Genomic DNA, 16,715 nt, shown 5'->3' with positions numbered 1-16,715 from the left:
CGGGATCAGGCGGGCAGCGGCTGCGCTTGGGCGCCGCGGCAAAGCTCGCTCAGCATGCGCAGGCGGCGCTGCGGGTTGGCGACGAACGGGTTGCTCTGGTCCCAGGCGTAGCCCGCCAGGATGGAACTGATCATGCGGCGGATCTCGGGCTGTGCGTTCTCGTGGAAGACCACGTCCTGGAACTCGCCGCTGTACCAGCCCTGGACATAGGCGCGGAAGGTCTCGACGCCCACCATCAGCGGGTCGGCGAATTCGGCCTGCCAGTCGACCTGCGCACCAGTCAGTTGGCGGTGCAGCGCATCGGCCGCCAGCTTGGACGAGCGCAGGGCGATGGTGACGCCGGAGGAAAACACCGGGTCGAGGAATTCCGCCGCGTTGCCCAGCAGCGCGTAGCCGGGGCCGTGCAGCCGCCGCACGCTGGCCGAATAACCGCCGATGGTATTGGCGGGCGTGTCCCAGACCGCGTTCTTCAGCACGCGCTTGAGGTTGGGGGCGGCGTCGGCCATTTCGCGCAGCGTGGCCATCAGGTCCTGGCCGGGGCCGCCGAAGAGGTCCTCGCCGCCGACCACGCCGAACGAGCAGCGGCCGTTGGAGAAGGGGATCAGCCAGTACCAGATGCCGCGTTCTTGCGGGTGCACGCTGATCAGGATCTTCTCGCGGTCAAAGCCGGGGTCGTCGATGCGGTCCTCGATATGGGTGAAGATGGCCTTGCGCGGCGGCATCGACGACGGGCGCTCCAGGTCCAGCAGGCGCGCCAGCACGCGGCCGTAGCCGCTGGCGTCGAGCACGAACCGGCTCTGCACCTGGTAGGCCGCGCCATCGGCGCCGCGCACCTCCAGCAAGGGGCCGTCGCCGCTGTCGAAATCGGCCGCCGTCACTTCCTGCAGGTAGCGCACTTCCACGCCCTGGCGGGCGGCATCGTCCGCCAGGACTTTGTCGAACTGGGCGCGCTGCACCTGGAACGTGGTGCCGGGACCGGCGGTGAACTTGTCGCGGAAATCGAAGTGGGTATAGCGCTCGCCGCAGGCGAAGGCGGCGCCGTTCTTCACCTGGAAGCCGGCGGCTTGCACCGCCGGCAGCATGCCTGCCTCTTCCACGAACTCCAGGCAATGGGCGAGCAGGCTTTCGCCTATGGAAAAGCGCGGAAACTGCTGGCGTTCCAGCATCAGGACGTCATGTCCTTGCCGCTTCAACAGGGCGGCGGCGACCGCGCCTGCCGGACCCGCTCCTATGACTACAATTTCGCGATGTTCCATGCCGGAATGTCCTTTTAGTTATTGAAAGCAGGATGCGGCTCGGCGTCGCGCGGCGGATTGATCCATGGCGCCCACAGCAGCGAGAAGGCCACGCCCAGCGCTACCGCCAGCCCGAAATTGGCGATGGCGGGCGTCTGGCTGACGGCGAGCAGGCCGAAGGACAGCAGCGTGGTGGCGGCGCCCAGCAGGATGCCGACCAGGCTGGCGGCCGCGCCCGCGACCCGTTCGTACATGAAGATGGCGTAGTCCACGCCTATCGCCGACACCAGCAGCAGGCCGAACAGGCTGAACAGGGTGAGCGGCTGGCCCAGGTAGCCCAGCGCGGCCAGGCTGCAGGCGGTGGCCGCCAGCGGCACGGCCAGGATGCGCCAGGCGGCGGCGCGTCCCAGGGTCAGCAGCAGCAACACGGCCGCGACCACATAGGACAGGAGCTTGAGTTCGGCGGCTTCGATCCGGGTCGCCGCGAACATGCGGTTCAGTTCGCCGCTGCGGTCCACCAGCGTCACGTCCGGCGCGGCCTGGGCGATGGCCTCCAGCGCGGACGCATCGCGCAGGCCCAGCAGGGTGACCATGCCGGCGGCCTGGCCGTCGCGCGCGCCCAGCCACAGCGGCCGCCAGCGTTCGGCCTGCGGGCCTTGCAGCGCGTCCTCGATGGTCAGCGGCGGCAACGCGGCCATGGATTGCAGTTCCTGGCGCAAGGCCACATAGGGGATGCCGATATCGGTGAGCGGCTTCCAGGCGTCGGGCTGCGCGGCCAGGCCGGCCAGCGTCGAGCCCAGCGCCTTCTGGTCGGCGGCCGGGGAGACCAGCTGGCTCAAGGCGTTGTAGGCGGCGAGATCGCCGCGCGCGACCAGCGCGTCCAGCGCCTGCGCCACCCGTGCCTGCCTGCGCAGCAGTTCGTCGGCGTCGGGCGCGCGCACCAGGAAGAACTGGCTGGTCGGCATGAAACCCGTGATTTCGCCGATCTGCCGGGCCTGCTGCAGCAAGGGCGCGGGCAGGCTCAACCATTGCCGCAGATCGTCCTGGATGCTCAGCCGGCCGATGCCGCCGGCGGTGGCGGCGATCAGGGCCAGGGCGCCCAGCCAGAGCGCGGCGCGGCGTGCAGCCAGGCGCTGGCGCGCGCGCAGCGCGGCTTCGGCAAAGCGCAGCAGCGGTTGCCAGGGGCGGGGCCGCCAGCCATCCATCCAGGCCGGCAACTGGCACACGGTGCAGGCATAGGCGCCCAGCAGGCCGGCGGCCGAGAACACCGCGGTCTGCGTCAGCGCGGGGAACGGGGTGAACGCCAGCGCGATGTAGCCGACCAGGCTGGCGGCGAGGCTGATGGTCAGCCCCGGCAGGACGCGCCGCAATGCGGGCCAGGCCTGCCAGTCGGCCATGCCATAGCTCTTGCCCAGCCAGTGCATGGGGAAATCCACCGCCACCCCGATCAGGCTGGCGCCGATCACCAGGGTCAGGACGTGGATGGAGCCGAACACGGCCACGCAAGCCACCGCGCCGGTCAGCAGCCCGACGGCGACCGGCACGAAGGCCAGCAGCGCGCGCACGCGCCGCAGCGCCAACAGCAGGACCAGCACGATGCCGATGGTGGCGCCGGTGCCGATCCAGCTGCTTTCGGCAACCGCCTGTGCCCGGCCGGCCGCCGCGTACAAGGGACCGCCGGCCACCAGCAGCTCGGCGCCGGCCGCGCCCAGGGCCGCGCGGTCCTGTTCGAGTTGCGCGGCGATGTGCTGGGGAGCGGCGGCATCGAACGCATCGCCGCGGGTTTCGGCGCGCACCAGCACCCAGCGCCTGCCGGCGTGTTCCGCCTGCAGGGTGCCCGTGCCCATGTCGTACTGCACCGCGCCGCCCGGGCGCAGCGCCTGTTCGGCGCGGCGCGTCAGGCCCAGCCAGTCCTGGTCCGCAGGTACCAGGCCCGAAGACGAAAATGGATCCGACAATTCGCGCGCGCGGCGCTGGGCGTAGGCGGCGGGGTCGGTCTCGAGCTGGCGCCGGTCCGCCGCGGGCAGCATGGACAGGCGGCCGGCCAGCAGTTGCGCGCGCAGCGCGGGCACGTCGACCTGCAGTTCCACCTGCACGGAAGAAAACAAGCCGCTGTCCCTCCAGCGCTGCGCGAGCAGGCGCGCGGGCGCCGCGGCGTCCGCGCCGGCGTTCGCGTCTTGGGCGGCGACCAGCGCGATGAGTTGGCGCGACAGGGGTTCCTGGATGCGGGCCTCGGCCAATTGGCGCGTGGCGTCGGCGCCGGCCTGCGGCACCAGCTCCATCAGGTTGGCCGACACCGGCCAGCCGTGGCGGCTTTGCCAGGCGCCGGCGCAGAGGATCAGCAGCAGCCCCAGCTTGAACAGCCGCGGCAGCCAGCGCTCAATCGGCGAACGCACGTTGCTCCTCGGCGGTCAGGGCCTGGGCGGCCTGCGCATCCGTCATCTGCAGCACGCTGCGGTCGCCCTGCGTCTCGCGCAGTTCGATGCGGTCCACCAGCTTGCCGCCGTTGATCTGGATGTTGTCGAAGATCTGACGCAACAGGACCGAGCGCGGCGTCAGCAGCAACTGCCAGGCATCGGCCTGGCCGGTCAGCGTCAGGTCGAAGTTCTCGCGCAGTCCGGCGGTGTCGCCTGCCAGCACGGACAGGAACAGGCGGTTCTCGCGGCCGGCGCCGGTGTGCTGCGGCAGGGCCTGCCATTTGCCGGCTTCGTCGCGCCGGAAGATGCCGCGGGCGTCGATGCGCAGGTCCTGCGCGATCGGCGTGCGCAACAGCCACAGCAGGCCCTTGCCCGCCGCCAGCGTGAAATCGCCACGGCTGGTCAGCGGTTGTGGCAGCGAACGCAGAAATTTCTGCTGCACGAAGTGGCCGCGCACGACCGGCGTGGCGCTCAGTTGCGCCTGCAACTCGGCCAGGTCGAAGGCGCGGGCGGCCAGGGGCAGCAGCGCCAGGGCCAGCAGGGCGCACAGGCGGCGCATGAGAACCAGGCGGGCGAAGCGGCGCGTCATGCGGGCGTCTCCATCGATTGCAGCTTGCCGCGCACGGCATCGACCAGCGCGGCAGGCGAGGTCAGTTGCATTTCGCGCGTCTGCATGCAGACTGCCACCTGTTCGGACGTGGCCCGCGTCAGGCGCTGGCCGCTGGCGGCGTCCAGGATCAGGTAGTTGATCTTCAGCCGGTGCTCCCATTCCACCAGTTCGGCGCGCACGGTCAGGCGCTGGCCGAATTGCGCGGGCTGCGCATAGCGCAGGTGCAGGTCTATCACCGGCCAGGCGTAGCCGCTGGCGCGCATGGCGTCGTAGTTGTGTCCCAGCAGGTCCAGCAGTTCGCAGCGGGCCTGTTCCAGGTACTTGACGTAGTGGCCATGCCAGACGACGTTGAGTGGATCCACGTCGAAGAAGGGCACGCGGATTTCGATTTCAGCGCCGATGACGCCCCGTTTACGCATCGTCTTTCCAGAAAGGGTAGAAGTTGAACCATTGCAGCGGCGCCAGGCGGCAGTGCGCGGCAAGGCGGTCGGCGTAGCGCTGGGCCAGCTCGGCGATCCGCGCCTGGCGCGTGGCGCGCGTCCATTCGATGCCGTCGGACAGGCGTTCCATCGCGACGCGGTAGCGCGCGCCGTGGCGCGTGCAGAACAGCAGGTTGACGGGGCAGCGCAGCAGGCCGGCCAGCAGCCAGGGGCCTTGCGGCAGCAGCGCGCTGGCGCCCAGGAAGTCCACGGGCGTGCAACGGTCGCCCTGCAGCGGCACGCGGTCGCCGGCGATCGCCAGCCATTCGCCGCGGTCCAGGCGCTGCGCCAGATCCAGCATGGCGGGCGTGTCCAGCTCGCTGACCTGGATCATGCGCAGCCCGCCGCCGGCCGCATGCAGCAGGCGGCTGAAATGGGCCGCGTGCTTGTCGTGCACCAGCACATTGAGTTTCAAGGTGCCGCTTTGTTCGGCCAGCGCGCGGCAGACCTCGATATTGCCCAGATGCGAGCCGACCAGGATCTGGCCGCGGTTCCTGCCCATTTGCGCGTGCAGGCCGTCGGGATCGGCGATGTCCAGATTGGCCATCGTGATCTTGCCTTGCCAGACGTCCAGCTTGTCCAGGATGGCGTTGGCGAACGCAAGGTACTGGCGGTAGACCGGCATGCGGCGCGGCAGCGGTTCGGCCAGTGGGCCGGATTGCGTCAGCCGCCGCTGGTAGGCCGCGATCGAACGCCGCGCGCGGCCGCCGGAGATGTAGAAATACAGCACGACCAGCCAGACCACGGGCGCGACGAGACGGCGGCCCAAGGTGCGCGCCGCCCACGCCGTCAGACGCATCAGCAGGGCGCTGCCGCGCTCGGGCTGGCCGGCCCAATGCTGGTCGGCGGCGCTCATGGACGCTGACCTCCGGCAAGCCGCCGCCACAGCAGCAAGGGCGAGCGCGCCAGCATGCCGAAGAACAGGCGCGCGTGCATGCGGCTGATCAGCAGGTTGTCGCGCAAGCCTTTGAAGTGGGAGATGCCGCCTTCCGGATAGGCCACGCGCGTCGGCAGCCACGCCATCGCGACGCCGCGCCAATGCAGGCGCACCAGGACGGCGATGTCGAAGTCCATGCGCCGGCCCACGCGCGCGCCGTCGATCACGGGCAGCGCCTCGGCCAGCGGGTAGACGCGGAAACCGCACATGGCGTCGGGGATGTCGAGCGAAAGCGTGTTGATCCAGACCCACACGCGCGTCAGCCAGCGGCCATAGAGACGGCTGCGCGGTACGTCGTCGCCATAAAGAGGCGCGCCGCAGATGAGGGCGTGGGGCTGGGCGCGGGAGGCCGCCGCGAAGGCGGCCGCGTCCGCCAGCGCGTGCTGGCCGTCGGCGTCGACCTGCAAGGCGTGGGTATAGCCCAGCGCGGCCGCCGCGCGCAGTCCGTCCTGCACCGCCGCGCCCTTGCCGCCATTGGCCGCGCGCCGCAGCAGATGCGTATGCGGCTGCCCTGCCAGCGCATCCAGCGCGGCGGCGCAGGACGGCTCGGAGCCGTCGTCCACCAACACGCAGGGCAGGCCTTGCGCCGCAAGCTGCGCGTGCACCGCCGCGACCGTGGCGCCGTGGTTGTACACGGGAATGAGCGCGCAGAGTTTATGCGGGGCCATGGCCGCCTGCCTGCAGAATGCGGCCGGACGAGCAGGGCGCGTCGTTGACCGTGTAGGCGAAGTACAGCTTCTGCTTGGCGGCGTCCCATTTCAGCGCCAGCACGGCCACGTCGCCCGGACGCAGCAGCCGCTGGAATTTCAGGGCTTCCATGCCGGCGAAACGCAGTGGGGGATGGAGGTCGCGTTGCGCCAGCGACATGGCCCAGCCGATCTGGGCCACCCCAGGCACTACCGGGGCGGCAGGGAAATGGCCGCTGAAATGGGCCAGGTCGTAGGGAATTTCCAGTGTGTAGCGGCGTTCGTGCTCCGACGGGCGCGGCAGCTCCATCGCCTCGGGCGCGAGCTTCCGGGGGCCCGCGGCGGCTTCGAACAAACTGCGCGGCAGCTTGCCCTGGGCGTTGGCGGGCAGCTGCGCAAAGAAGCGCCAGGTGCGCGGAATGGCCAGCGATTCGAAGCCGGCGTCCAGATGCGCGCGCAAGGCGTCCACTAGCGCCTTGCGGCCCTGGTTGCGCAAGGCATGCAGGCCGCCGGCCGACAGGGCGACTAGCGCGGCAAGGCGCGTGGCGCCGGCCAGAGCGCCCAGGCGCGCTTCGGCGACGTAGGAATGGCGCACCAGCGTCTGTTCCAGCATGGGCAGGGAAACGCGCTTTTCCTCGATCTTCACGATGCGGTCGAGGCGCCCTAGCAGCCGGAAACCGCCATTCGCAAGCTCTGCGCCGTCGGCGGTCTGCGCCTCGGCGGCGCTGACCCAGGGCGATTGCACGCGCAGCGCGCCTTCGGCGTTCAGTTCGACGGCCACGCCGGGCAGCGGCTGCCAGGGGCTGCCGCCTTCGCGCCAGGCGACGGCGCCGGTTTCGGAGCTGCCGTAGATCTCGCTGGGGCGCAGGCCCAGATGTCGTGCGATATGGTCGGATGCCTCGGCAGGCAGTTCACCGCCAGAAGAATGGATGCGGGTCAGCCGGCCGCGCAGCTGGTTCCAATCCAGCCGCTGCCCCAGGCGGCGCAGCAGCGCGGGGCTGGCGATCCAGGTGCAGGCGGGATGGCGCAGGCTGGCCTGCTGCAGTTCTTCCGGATATAGGCGCTGCGGCCGGTCCAGTTGGCGCCCCGCGCACAGCGGCCACAGCACCCGGAAGGGCAGGCCGTACATGTGCTGCGCCGACACGCTGCCCAGCACCGGCCCGCGCGCGTCCGGCCATTGCTGCTGCAGCGCGCGGACTTCCTGCATCAATTGCCGCCAATGCTTGGCGATGTGCTTGGGCGTGCCGCTGGATCCCGAGGTGCAGAGCACCAGCGTCAGCGCGGGATCCAGCTCGGCGGGCGCCAGTGGCGCGTGGCCTTGCAGGTCGGCCAGCCGGCATAGCCGCTGCGCCGGCAGCGGCAGTTCCGTGTCGCTCAACCAGGCATCCACCGTGGCGTCGAGCGTGGCGCAGGTCTGCGCCTGGGCGTCGCCCGGCAGCACCGCGACGACGCCGGCGCGCCAGCAGGCGAACAGCGCGACGGCCATCTGGGCGGCGTCTTCGAACCAGAGCGCGACGCGCCGCATCGTTCGCGCCTGCAAGGCACCGGCGGCTAGCAGGCTGGCGTGCGCAAACGCCTCGCGCGTCAGGGGCGGCTCATCGGCGACCAGGGCGCCGGCCAGATCGGGCGGGGCAGGCAGCAGCAGCTGCGCGAGATCGGTCCAGGCCATGCTTTACGCCGCCTTGGCGGCGGCGGGGCGCAGCAGCCATTCGCCCGCCAGCAGCAGGCCCATCAGCACATAGCTCACCGCGCCGTTGTAGGCGGTCCACCAGCTCCAGGACCCCCAGGCCGCCAGCGCCGCGGCCACGCTGCCGTTCAGGGCGAAGAAGGCGCACCACACGCGGGTGACGTTGCGGGTGTAGCGCACGCCTTCCGGCGGCAGATCGGGATGGCGCAGCCGGGCCAGTTGTTCGATCACAGGGCGGCCGCGCTTCAGGCTGGCGCCGAAGATCGCCAACATCATGCCGTTGACCAGCACCGGATACCAGCGCAACCAGTCTTGCGAATTCGAGATGGCGAGGATCAGGCAGAACGCCACCGCCACGGCGGGCAGCAGGCGCGCGCCGGGCCGGGCGGCATCCGCGGTCAGGCCGCGGGCCAGCCACAGCAGGGCCAGCGGCAGCGCCAGCCATGCGGCGCTCACCCGTCCCAGCGCCGCGTGGACGGCGAAGGGATAGGCGATGCCGGCCACGGCCAGGGCTGCCGCCACGCCGCGTCTCATGCGGCGGGATCCTGTTTCTGGCACATGGCTTGCACCACGTCCTCGACCGTGCGCACGGTGCGGAAGTCGTTGGCGTCGAGCTTGCGGCCGGTCTGGCGGCGCACGTGGTCGATGAGGTCGATGGCGTCGATGCTGTCGATCTCCAGATCCGTGTACAGGTTCGCTTCGGGCGTGATGCGTTCAGGTTCGATCTCGAACAGTTCGACCAGCGCGCCGCGCAGCGTATTGAAGATTTCGTCGCGGGTATGCATCCTGGACTCCGTATCCATTAGGCGCGGCGTTGCGCGCCGACAAACTCGGCCAGCTTGGCGATGCTGGCGAAATGCTCGCGCATGTTGCGCGTCTCGGGATCGATGGTGATGCCGTAGCGCTTTTGCAGCGCGAGCCCCAGTTCCAGGGCGTCCACCGAGTCCAGGCCCAGTCCGTCGCCGAACAGGTGAGCGTCGCTGTCGATATCGTCGGGCGCGATGTCTTCCAGGCCCAGCGATTCGATGACGAGGGTCTTGAGTTCAAATTCCAGTTGGTTCATCCGGTCAGGACTCCACTTCCACCGCTTTGGACGGCTGTTGATTCATGATGGCGCCGGCGGGCGGGTGCGCGCCAGCTCGGCATCGAAATAGGCGTGCAGGTAATCGTTCATCCTGCGTCCGGCGATCGGCAGCGGGTGAGCGCTGCTCCAGGTGGCGGGATCGATGTCCTCGCCCACGCGGATCACGTAGCGCATGCGGCAGGGGGGGATCCGGTACCAGGGTTCGCCCTTGGTCAGGCTGCGCGGATTCATGCTGATGACCACGGGCGTCACCACGCGCGCGCCGCGCAGCGCGATGGCGCAGGCGCCGCGATGGAAGCGCGGCATGGCGTCGCGCGGCGTGCGCGTGCCTTCCGGAAAGACGATCAGGGTTTCGCCCGCGCGCAGCACGTCGGCGGCGCGGTCGAACATGTCGAAGCTCTCGTCGTTGGTGATGTATCCGGCATTGGCCACCGGGCCGCGCGTGAACGGATTGGTCGCCAGGCCGTGCTTGACGATGCAGTTGGCGTTCTTGACGTGGCCCACCAGGAACACCACGTCCAGCAGCGAAGGATGGTTGGCCAGGATCATCTGTCCGGGCTTGCCGAGGCGGTCGGCGCCCTTGAACTCCACGGTCAGGATGCCGGTGCGGACCATGAAGCGGATGAACAGGCGGAAAGTGCCGTTCAGCGCGCCGCGCGCGCGGCGCTGGCGGTCTGCCTTGTCGCCGGGCAGCAGGCGCTGCGGCGGGAACACCAGCACGCGCAGCAGCACGCCGCCCAGCCCGAACAGGGTGAAGGCCATGCCGGTGGCGAACAGGCGCCAGAGCCAGAAGTCCTGCCGGCGAGGCGTGGCGCTGGTCATGTCGTGCGTGTCCAGGTCCATAGTCGGGAGCGGTTGGCGTGGCGCCAGTGGGGGGTGCGCAGCAGAAGATGGCGCAACAGGTTCAGGGGGTTGGGCCAGGCCCGCGCGGCGTCGGCGGCGTCCGGCGCTTGCGGCGCCAGCGTCAGCGTCCAGTCCGCGCCGGGGCGCAGGTGCAAGGCGAGCGCATAGGAGTAAGGCGCGTCATCCACCCAGGAGGCGTAAGGCGCGGGCGGACGTTCCTCGGCCAGCACCACCAATACGTCCGCGTGGCCTGCATCGAACAGCATGGAGGCTTCGATGAGGGCATGTTCCAGGCCGTCATCCTCGGCCGACAAGGCCACGGACTCGGTGGTTTCGCGGCGTATGATCGACCACTGTGCGGCGATGGCGTTGTGCACCGACAGGCCGAAAGCGGTGGGCGATAGCGGCTCGTCCGCTGCAAGTGCCTGCAACAGGCCAAAGTTGCGGGTGGTTTCGCCGTGGTGCGAGGCGAACACCAGCGGCATGGCGGGACGCCCCTCGGCCAACGGCCACGCGCACTCGAACACCCCGCGAGCCAGTGGGCTCAAGCGGCGGCGTTGCAAGGGAGGCAGGAAGTCCAGGCGGGGCGGATTCTGATTTCCGATCGGGCAGAACGGATGTTCGGCCCATTCCAACCAGTCGCTCGGGCCATTGATTCCTTGCGCCCAACCCTGCCATTGCGCGATCGAAAACGTCAACATAGCGCGCGATTCTACTATGGCGGTGTCAGGTCATTTTGATTTAAAACGTTACATAATACACAATATTTCCCGCATTTCTAACACTTTAGCTTGCGATTTGTTACATTTTCCCATGGGCGTTCAGGAACTTTTAATCTGGTGGGCTGACCAAGGCGCGGCTAAGGGCTACCGGAACCAGGACTTGTCGGCCGAGGATGCGCTGCGCGCCCCGGCGCTGCGCAGTTCGAAGGCGCAGGTCGATTGGCGGGTCAGCAGGACCCTGCTGCAAGACGTCAGGCAGGCCGTACCGCTCGCAGCCATGTCGCTCAGCCACAGCGGCGGCCACGCGGTCTGCGCTTCCGCCCCGCAGGGGTGGGAGGTCGGCGCCGACCTGGAACGCATCCGGCCGCGTGACGTCTTGCGTCTGGCTGAGTGGGTCTGCACGCCGGCCGAGCAAGAAGCGCTGGCCGGCCTGGAAGGCGCGGCGCAACAGGAGCGCTTCTATCTCTTGTGGACCCTGAAAGAAGCCTTCATCAAGGCGGCTGGATTGGATTTTCCGGCGGACATGGCGTCCGTGGGCCTGGCATTCGACGGCAAGGCGCAATGGCGCCTGCGAGCGCCGCCGGGTCACTGGCGCGCCTGTTCCTGGCGCCTGGGCGAGGACTGGATCGCGTCGGTAGCGTGGCGCGCGCCAGCGGGCGGCGTAGTGCGTCCCCAATGGCGGGGCGGGGCCGCTTGCGTGTTACCGACACTTGCCATCCTGGGCGATTGGGCAACAACTGGGCAGGATTGAATCGCGTCGCGTTTTTCAGCCGGCATTTAAAGATGTATTATAAATGCATGTTTAATGGCGATCCCGATCGCGCCTCAAGGAGCAGTTGATGTTGAGTCCCCAAATCCGCGCCCTGGTCAAGGGCACGGCCCCCGTTCTCAAGACGCACGGCGTCGCGCTGACCAAGCATTTCTATGCCCGCATGTTCAGGCACAACCCCGAGCTCAAGCATGTCTTCAATCAGGGCCACCAGGCGGGCGGCGAGCAGCAGCAGGCGCTGGCCGGCGCGGTCGCGGCCTATGCCGAGCACATCGACGATCCCTCGGTGCTGATGCCCGTGGTGACGCGCATCGTGCACAAGCACGTCAGCCTGGGCATCCGGCCCGAGCATTACCAGATCGTGGGCAAGCATCTGCTGGCGTCCATCAGCGAAGTGCTGGGCGAGGCGGCCACGGAAGAACTGCTGGCCGCCTGGGCCGCGGCCTATGGCCAACTGGCCGATCTGCTGATCGCTGAAGAGGCGCGCCTGTACGCGGAGTCGGCCGCCAAGCCGGGCGGCTGGACCGGCTGGCGCGCATTCCGCGTGGTGGGCAAGCAGCGCGAAAGCGCCGAGATCACGTCCTTCTACCTGGCGCCGGCCGATGGCGGCGAGGTGCCGGCCTACCGTCCCGGCCAATACGTATCGGTGCGCGTGTTCGTGCCCGAGCTGGGCCTGATGCAGCCGCGCCAGTACAGCCTGTCCGACGCGCCGGGGCAGGACCGCCTGCGCATCTCGGTCAAGCGCGAAGCGGCCGGCGCCGATACGCCGGCCGGCCGCGTTTCCAACGCCCTGCATGACCGCCTGGAAGAAGGCGGGGTGCTGGACGTGGCGCCGCCCCAGGGCGACTTCCATCTGCGCGAGGACGGCAATGCGCCGGTGGTGCTGCTGAGCGGCGGCGTGGGCCTGACGCCCATGGTCTCCATCCTGAACCATCTGGTGGGGCTGAACGACGAGCGCCAGATCCGCTTCGTGCACGGCTGCCGCAACAACTCCGTCCACGCCATGCGCGACCACGTCAACGGCATCGCCGCCGAACGCGCCAATGTGCGCAAGGCGGTGTTCTACGAGGAGGTCGGCCATGGCGACCAGCCGGGTCGCGACTACGACTACGCCGGCCGGGTGGATCTGAACGCCATCCGCGACGACGTCATCGTGCCCGGCGCGGACTACTACCTGTGTGGCCCGGCGGGCTTCATGCGCGCGCAGCGCGAGGCCTTGACCGGTCTGGGCGTGCCCGCCGACCGCATTCATGCCGAAGCCTTCGGCAGCGGCGGCGCGCCCGCCTGAGCGGTGTATCCTGGCGGCCTGAACGCTCGGGCCGCCAGTGCCCATTCCTTTCCTCCCTGCCATGCAACTGACCCGATTCACCGATTTCGGCCTGCGCGTCCTGATGTACCTGACGCAATGCCGTGACCGGTCCGCCGCAGTCACCATTCCGGAGATCGCCGACCGCTTCAGCGTGTCGCGCAACCATCTGGTGAAGGTGGTGCACTTCATGGCGCAGCAGGGGTGGGTCAGCACCTCGCGCGGCAAGGGCGGCGGGCTGCGGCTGGCGCAGTCGGCCGACCGCTACCGGCTGGGCGACCTGATCCGGCAGCTGGAGCAGCAGGGGCCGCTGATCGACTGCCGCGAACCGCCCTGTGCGCTGGACGGCGCATGCCGGCTGTCCGGCGTGCTGGCGCAGACCTTGCAGTCCTTCTACGAGGCGCTCAACGGCTACACCCTGGCCGACCTGGTGCGCGATCCCACGGCCGCCGCCATCATCAAGCTGCACCGCGCCGCCTGAGGCGGGGCATGATGTTTTGTTATGGACCCTGCGGAGTTTGGCATTTGCCGGACGGGCGGGGCGCGTCCCAGAATAGCGTGGTGTCCCTGTCTTTCTGGATCTAAAAGTATGCGGGTTTGCGTAATCGGCGCTGGCGTCGTGGGCGTCACGTCGGCCTATTTCCTGGCGCGCCAGGGCCATGACGTGGTGCTGGTGGACAGCCAGGCGCGTCCGGCCGAGGTGTCCAGCTACGCCAATGGCGGCCAGCTCAGTTATAGCTACGTGGCGCCTTTGGCCGGCCCCGGCGTGCTGCCCAGCGTGCCGGGTTGGCTGCTGCGCGAGGATTCCCCGCTGCGTTTCCGGCCCAGGCTGGATCCCCACCAATGGCGCTGGTGCCTGCAGTTCGCGCTGGCGTGCCGGGCCTCGGTGGCCAAGGCTTCCACGGCCCAGCTGGCCAGCCTGTCCTATCTCAGCCGGGACGTCATGCACTCCCTGCTGGAGCAGGAAGACCTGGATTTCGGCCATTTGAAGAACGGCAAGCTCATCGCCTACCGCAGCGCCGCCTTGCTGGACAAGGCGCGCGAACTGGTGGCGTACCAGGCCGGCCACGGCGCCGAGCAGCAGGTGCTGGACGCCGCGCAGACCCTGGCGCTGGAACCGGCGCTGGCCGGCATGGGCGGCAGCCTGGCGGGCGCCATCTATACCCCCAGCGAAGAGGCGGGCGACTGCCGCCAGTTCACCGAGGCGCTGTTCGACCGCCTGCAGACCATGGCCAATGTGCAATGCGCCATGTCCAATCCGGTATCCGGCCTGCAGCGCGAAGGGCGCCGCATCGTGGCCGTTAACACGCGCGACGGCGACATCGGCGCCGACGCCATCGTGCTGGCCACCGGCATCGGCACGCGCGCGCTGCTCAAGCCGCTGGGCCATGACGTGCCGCTATATCCCCTGAAGGGCTACAGCCTGAGCGTGGCGCTGGCCGAGGACGACGACGCGGTGGCGCCGCGCATCAGCGTCACGGACTACGAACGGCGCATCGTCTACGCCCGCGTGGGCGGCGTGCTGCGGATCGCGGCCATGGTCGACATCGGCAGCGCCGACGCCGGCATCGACACGGCGCGCATCGGGCTGCTCAAGCGCCAGGTGCACGAGGCCTTTCCGGCGCTGGACCTGCGCCAGGCCATACCGTGGGCGGGCCTGCGTCCGGCCACCCCCACCAGCAAGCCGCTGATCGGACGCAGCCATGCCGCCGATAACCTGTGGCTCAACATCGGGCAGGGTGCGCTGGGCTTCACCCTGGCCTGCGGCAGCGCCGCGCTGTTGACGGCCCAGATGGGCGGGCTGGAGCTGCCGCTGGACCCCGCGCCGTTCCGCCCCTGATACGGATGATGTCCATTTTGCGATAGCAGCTGCCTTTCCATCGGCAGACGGGCTGGATCGCGCTCAATAGGATAGCGATACTCCACCGCTTGCGCAGCCCCGAGGGGCGCCGCAGGCGGCCGGAGACCATCCCTCATCCTCCGAGCGCAACCACCATGTCCTACCTGTTCCCATTGTTCGCCATCCTGTTCTGGGCGGGCAACGTCATCGTGTCCAAGATGGCCGCCAGCGCCATCTCTCCCACCGCCATCACCTTCTACCGGCTGGTGCTGGCCCTGTTCCTGATGGGCCTGTTCACGGCCGGCCCGGCCTGGCGCAACCGCAAGACCATCCTGCGCCATTGGCCCAAGCTGGCGCTGTACGGCGCCCTGTCCGCGGCGCTGTTCCAGGCGCTGTCCTACCGCGCGGCCGAAACCACCACCGCCACCAACATGGCCATCCTGACCGCGCTGATCCCCTTGCTGAGCATGCTGCTCAGCGTCGTGATCCTGCGCGATCCCCTGACGCTGGGCATGGCGGCCGGCGGCGCGCTGTCGTTCCTGGGGCTGCTGTACCTGGTGGGCCAGGGCGACATGCTGAGCGTGTTCCAGCACGGCATCCATGTCGGCGATGGCCTGATGCTGCTGGCCGCCTTGTCCTATGCGCTGTACGGGGTGCTGCTGCGCCATTGGAAGGTGCCGCTGCCGGCCTGGCAGTCGACCTTCGTGCAATCGATCTTCGCGCTGCTCTACATGCTGCCGCTGTACCTGCGCGTGCCGGCGGCGCAGGCCGCGCTGGACATGAACACGGTGCCGCTGATCCTGTACGCGGGCATCTTCTCGTCGGTGCTGCTGTCCTTCCTGTGGATCGAAGGCGTGCAGCGCCTGGGGCCCAACCGCTGCAGCATCTTCATCAACCTGCTGCCGCTGTTCACCGCGCTGGCCGCCTTCGTCATGCTGCGCGAGCAACTGCACCTGTACCACCTGCTGGGCGGCGCGGTGACGCTGGCCGGCGTGCTGCTGGCGCAGACGGTGCAGCGTCCGCTGTTCGGCCGCGCCCGCGGGCTGGCGCTGGACTAGGCGCTTTTCACTGGCGTTCAAGACGCGCGCCCGCCGTCCCGGCACAGTGGCTCTCTTTGCCGGGAGAGAGCCCATGAGCATGTTCCAGAGAACCGCCATCGCGCTGGCGCGCAGCCCGGGCCTGGGGCGGGCGATGCGGGCCGTGGCGGCGCGCACGTCGCTGGCGGCCCGTTTCGTCGGCGGCGCCGACGTCGATGCCGCGGTCCGCACGGCCGCCAGGCTGCGCGAGGCGCATGGGATCCGCGCCTCGCTTTTCTACCTGGGCGAGTACGTGGACGATGCCGACGCCATCGAGCACAACGTGGCCCAGGCGGTCGGCGCCTGCCGGGCGCTGGACCATGCCGGGCTGGACGTGCACGTGTCGGTCGATCCCACCGCCATCGGCTATATGCGCGACGACGCGCTGGGCCAGGACAATGCCCGGCGCATCGGCCTGGCGGCGCGCCGGACGGTCGGCCTGGGGCGCGACTGGATGGTGCTGGACATGGAGGATTCCTCCCTCTGCGACCGCACCTGCGCCTTGCACCGCGAACTGCTGCAAGCCGGCATACCGGCAGGCCTGACCCTGCAGGCGCGGCGGCGCCGCACGCCGCTGGACCTGGTCTGGGCGATCCGCCAGCGCACCTCGCTGCGGCTGGTCAAGGGCGCGTTTCCGGAGCGTGCCCTGGACCACGCGGGCCGCGCGCGCATCGACCAGGCCTATCTGGACGCCGCCGCCATCATGCTGTCGCGCGAGGCGCTGGAGTCCGGCTTCCAGCCCGTCTTCGGCACCCATGACGACCGCTTGGCCGGCGCCATCCTGGAGCTGGCGCGGGAACGCGGCTGGCCGCCCGAAGCCTTCGAATTCGAGATGCTCTACGGCGTGCGTCCAGACTGGCAGCTCGCGTTGCGCCGTTTGGGCTATAACGTCAGGGTTTATCTGCCCTTCGGCGGCGACTGGTGGCCCTACGCCGTGCGCCGCGTGGGCGAGAATCCCCGCAACGCATGGCTGCTGGCCCGTACGCTGACCTCGGACCAGAGCTACTTCGGCTAGGCGCTCCAC

Annotated in this window: 18 protein-coding genes; 6 read left to right on the top strand and 12 right to left on the bottom strand. The window is 69.4% G+C overall.

Annotated features, from left to right (window positions below):
* Positions 1-5 precede the first annotated feature (5 nt).
* Genes FOC84_RS01145 through FOC84_RS01090 form a run of 12 tightly spaced genes read right to left on the bottom strand, consistent with a single transcriptional unit; the run spans position 6 to position 10,679 of the window.
* Entirely contained in the window at positions 6-1,256 is a 1,251-nt protein-coding gene (locus FOC84_RS01145; protein ID WP_173142813.1) for an NAD(P)/FAD-dependent oxidoreductase, read from the bottom strand.
* Positions 1,257-1,270: 14 nt separating this feature from the next.
* Positions 1,271-3,631: an MMPL family transporter gene (locus FOC84_RS01140; RefSeq protein ID WP_173142812.1), complete on the bottom strand. Its 2,361-nt coding sequence runs from the start codon at positions 3,629-3,631 to the stop codon at positions 1,271-1,273.
* Entirely contained in the window at positions 3,615-4,241 is a 627-nt protein-coding gene (locus FOC84_RS01135; protein WP_254241871.1) for an outer membrane lipoprotein carrier protein LolA, read from the bottom strand. The genes FOC84_RS01140 and FOC84_RS01135 overlap by 17 nt, the downstream gene beginning before the upstream one ends.
* A complete protein-coding gene (locus tag FOC84_RS01130) occupies positions 4,238-4,681 on the bottom strand; it encodes an acyl-CoA thioesterase (RefSeq protein ID WP_173142811.1) in 444 nt (147 codons plus the stop codon). The genes FOC84_RS01135 and FOC84_RS01130 overlap by 4 nt, the downstream gene beginning before the upstream one ends.
* Positions 4,674-5,597, bottom strand: coding sequence for an LpxL/LpxP family acyltransferase (locus tag FOC84_RS01125; RefSeq protein ID WP_173142810.1), 924 nt, complete (start codon positions 5,595-5,597; stop codon positions 4,674-4,676). Before FOC84_RS01125 ends, FOC84_RS01130 begins: the two co-directional genes overlap by 8 nt.
* Complete coding sequence (locus FOC84_RS01120) at positions 5,594-6,346, bottom strand: glycosyltransferase family 2 protein (RefSeq protein ID WP_173142809.1); 753 nt, start codon at positions 6,344-6,346, stop codon at positions 5,594-5,596. The genes FOC84_RS01125 and FOC84_RS01120 overlap by 4 nt, the downstream gene beginning before the upstream one ends.
* Entirely contained in the window at positions 6,333-8,033 is a 1,701-nt protein-coding gene (locus FOC84_RS01115) for an AMP-binding protein (protein WP_173142808.1), read from the bottom strand. Before FOC84_RS01115 ends, FOC84_RS01120 begins: the two co-directional genes overlap by 14 nt.
* Before the next feature lie 3 nt (positions 8,034-8,036).
* Positions 8,037-8,585, bottom strand: a complete 549-nt coding sequence (locus FOC84_RS01110; protein ID WP_173142807.1) for a hypothetical protein — start codon at positions 8,583-8,585, stop codon at positions 8,037-8,039.
* Entirely contained in the window at positions 8,582-8,836 is a 255-nt protein-coding gene (locus FOC84_RS01105; protein ID WP_013392999.1) for an acyl carrier protein, read from the bottom strand. Before FOC84_RS01105 ends, FOC84_RS01110 begins: the two co-directional genes overlap by 4 nt.
* Positions 8,837-8,853: 17 nt before the next feature.
* Positions 8,854-9,114: a phosphopantetheine-binding protein gene (locus FOC84_RS01100; protein ID WP_059380556.1), complete on the bottom strand. Its 261-nt coding sequence runs from the start codon at positions 9,112-9,114 to the stop codon at positions 8,854-8,856.
* Positions 9,115-9,156: 42 nt separating this feature from the next.
* The gene (locus tag FOC84_RS01095; RefSeq protein WP_254241869.1) at positions 9,157-9,957 is read right to left on the bottom strand and encodes a lysophospholipid acyltransferase family protein; all 801 of its coding nucleotides are present in this window, start codon (positions 9,955-9,957) and stop codon (positions 9,157-9,159) included.
* Entirely contained in the window at positions 9,954-10,679 is a 726-nt protein-coding gene (locus FOC84_RS01090; protein ID WP_173142805.1) for a beta-ketoacyl synthase chain length factor, read from the bottom strand. Before FOC84_RS01090 ends, FOC84_RS01095 begins: the two co-directional genes overlap by 4 nt.
* A gap of 181 nt (positions 10,680-10,860) precedes the next feature.
* Between FOC84_RS01090 and FOC84_RS01085 the strand changes: the two genes are divergently transcribed.
* The 6 genes from FOC84_RS01085 (at position 10,861) to FOC84_RS01060 (ending at position 16,706) form a co-directional block, all read left to right on the top strand.
* Complete coding sequence (locus tag FOC84_RS01085) at positions 10,861-11,451, top strand: 4'-phosphopantetheinyl transferase family protein (protein ID WP_254241868.1); 591 nt, start codon at positions 10,861-10,863, stop codon at positions 11,449-11,451.
* 88 nt (positions 11,452-11,539) lie between these two features.
* Positions 11,540-12,757, top strand: a complete 1,218-nt coding sequence (gene hmpA / locus FOC84_RS01080; protein WP_173142803.1) for an NO-inducible flavohemoprotein — start codon at positions 11,540-11,542, stop codon at positions 12,755-12,757.
* A 61-nt stretch (positions 12,758-12,818) separates the two neighbouring features.
* The gene (locus FOC84_RS01075) at positions 12,819-13,256 is read left to right on the top strand and encodes an Rrf2 family transcriptional regulator (RefSeq protein ID WP_173142802.1); all 438 of its coding nucleotides are present in this window, start codon (positions 12,819-12,821) and stop codon (positions 13,254-13,256) included.
* A 108-nt stretch (positions 13,257-13,364) separates the two neighbouring features.
* Entirely contained in the window at positions 13,365-14,615 is a 1,251-nt protein-coding gene (locus tag FOC84_RS01070) for a D-amino acid dehydrogenase (protein WP_173142801.1), read from the top strand.
* Between the two features lie 155 nt (positions 14,616-14,770).
* The gene (locus FOC84_RS01065; RefSeq protein WP_173142800.1) at positions 14,771-15,673 is read left to right on the top strand and encodes a DMT family transporter; all 903 of its coding nucleotides are present in this window, start codon (positions 14,771-14,773) and stop codon (positions 15,671-15,673) included.
* Positions 15,674-15,746: 73 nt separating this feature from the next.
* Positions 15,747-16,706 (top strand): proline dehydrogenase family protein, encoded by a 960-nt coding sequence (locus FOC84_RS01060; protein ID WP_173142799.1) that lies wholly within the window; start codon positions 15,747-15,749, stop codon positions 16,704-16,706.
* The last annotated feature ends 9 nt before the right edge of the window (positions 16,707-16,715 follow it).

This window comes from Achromobacter pestifer, assembly GCF_013267355.1.
Taxonomy (GTDB): domain Bacteria; phylum Pseudomonadota; class Gammaproteobacteria; order Burkholderiales; family Burkholderiaceae_B; genus Achromobacter; species Achromobacter pestifer_A.
Note: the sequence above shows the minus strand (reverse complement) of the source record. Positions and strands in the feature narration are given on the sequence as shown.